We start from the raw sequence: 3,906 nt of genomic DNA on the forward strand, positions 1-3,906 counted from the left end.
GCCAACGCCGGCCACTTCGACGTCGAGATATGGAAGCCCGACTTAGAGGAGCTCGCCGTTGAGATAAGCGAGCCGAGGCCCAACATCAGGGAGTACAAGCTTAAGGACGGAAGGAGGCTCTACCTCTTGGCAGATGGAAGGCTGGTCAATTTAGCGGCGGCCGACGGCCATCCCGCGGAGATTATGGACATGAGCTTTGCCCTGCAGGCCAAAGCGGCGCAGTACATCAAGGAGAACCACGAGAAGCTTGAGCCAAAGGTCTACGTCCTGCCGAGGGAGATTGACGAGATGGTCGCGAGGATTAAGCTGAACGCGATGGGAATAAAGATTGAAGAGCTCACCGAGGAGCAGAAGGAATACCTGGAGAGCTGGGAGCACGGGACGTAGGGAGGTAAATGAAATACGTTTCCTCCCCCTTTCTTAACTCCTCGGTCTTCAGCAGAGTTTGCGTATCCCAGGGGGACATCAGAACGACCACCTCTGGAGCTTTATCGTCCCACTCAAGTTTGAGGAGTATTGGCCTTTCAACTGGAAACCCTCCGGACAGAGTGAAAGTAACGCTCCTTTCCGTCCTTTCCAACACGTCGAGAATGAAGGAATCACCGGCCTTCATAACTGTGCGGAGGATTAGGTATGACTTTTTAGCGGGTTGTACCTGCTCATTCTGGTCTTCTCTAAAGTGAAGCGCAAAGGCCACGGTGGCAAAGAGCAGAAGCGGTAGCAGGAATGCAAGGGGAAGGACGTTCCGTGGAGTTTTTCCAAGGGAACTACGCCATAGGAGCAGGGCCGTCAGCATTATTCCGAGGGGCAGGGGGACAAGAACTTCACGAAGGGACGATATGAAGAGCCTTTCACTCTCCTCGCCCTCAACAGACTTAACATCCCCCTCGAGCCACGTTATAAATAGCGCCAGCAGGAAACCAGTGAACAGCATGATTGCTCCGGGAACGTACCTATCGAGTAGGTTAAAGTCTATCCCAAAGATTGCGGGCAGAAGGTACAGAACCAGTGCCAAGAGGAACGGCTTGATGAGGTCTCCGGTCAGGTAAATGTAGATAAGCGCGGGAACGATGACAAGAAGGATTCCCAAGAGTAGGGGAGAGACGGAAATTCCAAACCGGGCCCCAATGTTGCCGGCGAGGAACCTGAGGACGTCCGTCAGCGAAGCCAGCCATGCCAACGGGAGCAGTGAGACCAGAACGGCGAGCTTGAGTGAATTCGTTGAGACCCTAAAGCGCAAGGGAGACACCCCCGAGGACTTTTTTCAGGGCTGTGCTTGGGCCTTCTTGGGAGGGAACCCACTCCACCACGGGCACGCCGAGCTTCCCCGCCAGCTTTCGCTTGTGGAGACGGGAAAGTTGCATGACGTCCTTGTCAATCGCCCCGTATGGATTGATGTCCACGAGAAGAACCCTGCAGTTAAAGGTTTTCCTGAGCTTTCCAATGGCGTCTCTCAGCTCCGAGACGTTATAGGGGGTGACGTTGGTTATGATTACCGCGAGGTCAACTTTTCCAGCCCTTTTTGAACGCTCCACCGCAAGGGGCATCGGTTCGGGGTTCGGAGACGGGCCGGCGGAGAGGACAGCCCTAAGGAAGCTTGAAAATGCCTGAGTTCCAGTTCTGGGCGTTACGAACCTTTCAGAGCCCGCCAGATACAGGCCGACCCTCAGGTTTGCCTTGAGGAGGGTGTGGACGAGGGAGAGCGACAGGCCAAGGGCGCTTTCGAGGGCCCCGTTGAAGACGTCCCCAGTCCCCATCTCGGCCGTCGTATCCGCGTACACCATGACGGTTGCCATACCCTCGGGCTCGTATTCGTTGACGAGGGGAATTCCAAAGCGGGCGGTTGCCTTCCAGTTGATTGAATTAAGGGGGTCCCCTGGCTGATACTCCCTAATCTCCTTAAAGTCCTTGGAGGATATGCCCTTACGGGAGAGAACCACCGGCAGACCACGCCTTTTAGCCCGAATACTCCGCAGGGAACTCGCCCTGAGACTACCAATGACCGGTCTGGCCTCTATCGTAACCTCGTCTCCGAATATCCCGTAGTTTGCCCCGAAGAGTCCAAGGAAGTCCCTTCCTATGACCTCCACGGGAGAGATGGAATGAACGCCTCGCTTTCCGGGGGAGACCTCGTAGGAATACTCGACCTGAAGAACCTCGCCGGGGAGCTTTACGAAAACCCTGCGGTTTCGGCCGTGAACCTTAAGCCCGGGAGAGACAACGTCTCCGATGAACACCAAACCAGCGCCCCGCTCAACGGTGAGCCTAACGTGAACCCTGGCGCGCCGGCCCACGGCAAGGTTTCGCGCTTCCACAGTTCTTTCAACGTGAAAACCTGACGGGAGGTCAGACATGAGGGAGTACGCAAGGATTGACGCAGGGATTATGCTCGCGTATGCCAGACCGAGAACCCCGGTGAACAGCGCGAGGGAAAAGGGCACAAGGGTCGTGAACAGCAGGACGTCCATCCGCCTCATGAGTCAACCCCCGAAAAGCCGAGCCTTCTAAGGGTGTCCCTGAGAATCTCAAGCCGTCTGAGCCTCTCATCGTCAAGCTTTTTCTCAACCACCCAGGGAGGAAGGAGTGGCGAAGGGCTGGGGGGAGTGTAATCCACTATCGGCCTCACGATTTCACGGAGCTGGGTCTCGGCGAGGCCTTCCGGAGCGTTTCGAATTAAAAAGACCGTCAGAGGAACCTTGTCTCCCTTCTCAACGAACGCCTCAACGACCCTCCTAAGCTCCCTTGAGTAGTAGTCCTCACGAACGCTTCCTGACGGCAGGGGAAGGGGTTCAACCCGGGACTTCTTGCCCAGGTGAGTGGAAATGTATGTGGAGACGGCGTAGGCCAAGTAGAGGATTAATCCGCTCATGGTCAGCAGGAGCAAGAAACGCAGTGCTCCCCTGGGATTCGGGTACGCAAGCAGGAACGAAAAGACGGCTCCAACGAGAAGGAACGCGAGAAATTTCCGCTCAATGAAATCGTTATCGAACATCGCCCTAAGGAGGTAGGCCAGGACGTAGGAAACAGCGACCCAAGCGGTGATTCCAGCGAAAAACCATTTGTACCAATGTGAGCCAGTGTACAGGAGAAACGCAAGGGAAGCCACGCCGAACCCCACGCCCCGAATGAGGAGGTCATGATACCTTCTTGCGTATCTAGCGAACATTGCAACTCCCGCACCTATCCCAAGGAGTATGGACGGAACGGGTTCCTTCATGAACATCAGGCCAAGCACAGCCCAGGTAAAGGCCGTTGAGAGGATTGAATTGACCTTACTCTTCTCCATCACCGAACACCCCCAGCTTCTCAAGGGCTTCCACGAACTCTATGAAGTCGCGACTCTCAAGGGGACGCTCCGCGTAGTCAGCTAAAACGAAGAGGGACGCGATTGCCTCAAGGGCAGGGTCATCGAGCCCCTTACTTCTGAGGGCGCGGACTATCTCAAAGGGCGTCCTCCTCTCGGTGGGCACTCCAAGGGACTCCACGTAGGGGAGAAAATGCAGGTTGTAGGCCTTAATCACGGCCTCGCGCGGGGGAAGGACGTGGAACTCAAAGCTAACGTCCTCCGCTGAGAAAACGTGGGTCCCAACGTCTGGCCGAAGCTCAAATGCATCTCCTTTGCCAAGGAGCTCGCCATCGAGGAAAGCTTCCGTGGGCCTGTTCAACACGACCCTTACCGGCTCGTTGGGTATGAAAACCCTCCTAACAGGGCTGAGAACCTTCAACGGCTCCATGTAAACCTGACGGGACGGCAGGGATAGCTCTGGGAGGCTTTTACGCTTCAGCACAACGTAGGCAATGCCAACGGCCAGGAACAGGCCCGATACAAGCTTTATGATGCGAGAAATGTCGAGGAGGTGTTTTGTCTTAAACTCAGGAGATGATGTCGTTTCCTTTCCTTTCTCC

General features: G+C 55.6%; 4 protein-coding genes and 1 pseudogene. 1 reads left to right on the forward strand and 4 read right to left on the reverse strand.

What is annotated here, in order from left to right:
• The coding region (locus tag MVO87_RS06970; RefSeq protein WP_297552689.1) for an adenosylhomocysteinase at positions 1-387 on the forward strand (387 nt) is incomplete at its 5' end.
• Here MVO87_RS06970 and MVO87_RS06975 read toward each other — a convergent pair.
• From MVO87_RS06975 to MVO87_RS06990, 4 genes and pseudogenes are all read right to left on the reverse strand, one after another.
• Entirely contained in the window at positions 338-1,249 is a 912-nt protein-coding gene (locus tag MVO87_RS06975; RefSeq protein WP_297515810.1) for a hypothetical protein, read from the reverse strand. The two genes, MVO87_RS06970 and MVO87_RS06975, sit on opposite strands and share 50 nt — an antisense overlap.
• Positions 1,230-2,477, reverse strand: a complete 1,248-nt coding sequence (locus tag MVO87_RS06980; protein ID WP_297552691.1) for a DUF58 domain-containing protein — start codon at positions 2,475-2,477, stop codon at positions 1,230-1,232. The genes MVO87_RS06975 and MVO87_RS06980 overlap by 20 nt, the downstream gene beginning before the upstream one ends.
• Entirely contained in the window at positions 2,474-3,286 is an 813-nt protein-coding gene (locus MVO87_RS06985; RefSeq protein WP_297552693.1) for a hypothetical protein, read from the reverse strand. The genes MVO87_RS06980 and MVO87_RS06985 overlap by 4 nt, the downstream gene beginning before the upstream one ends.
• A pseudogene (locus tag MVO87_RS06990) lies at positions 3,273-3,906 on the reverse strand (hypothetical protein); the annotation flags it as partial. The gene MVO87_RS06985 and the pseudogene MVO87_RS06990, both read right to left, overlap by 14 nt.

Origin of the sequence: Thermococcus sp. (genome assembly GCF_027063845.1) — an archaeon.
In the GTDB taxonomy this organism is placed as follows: domain Archaea; phylum Methanobacteriota_B; class Thermococci; order Thermococcales; family Thermococcaceae; genus Thermococcus.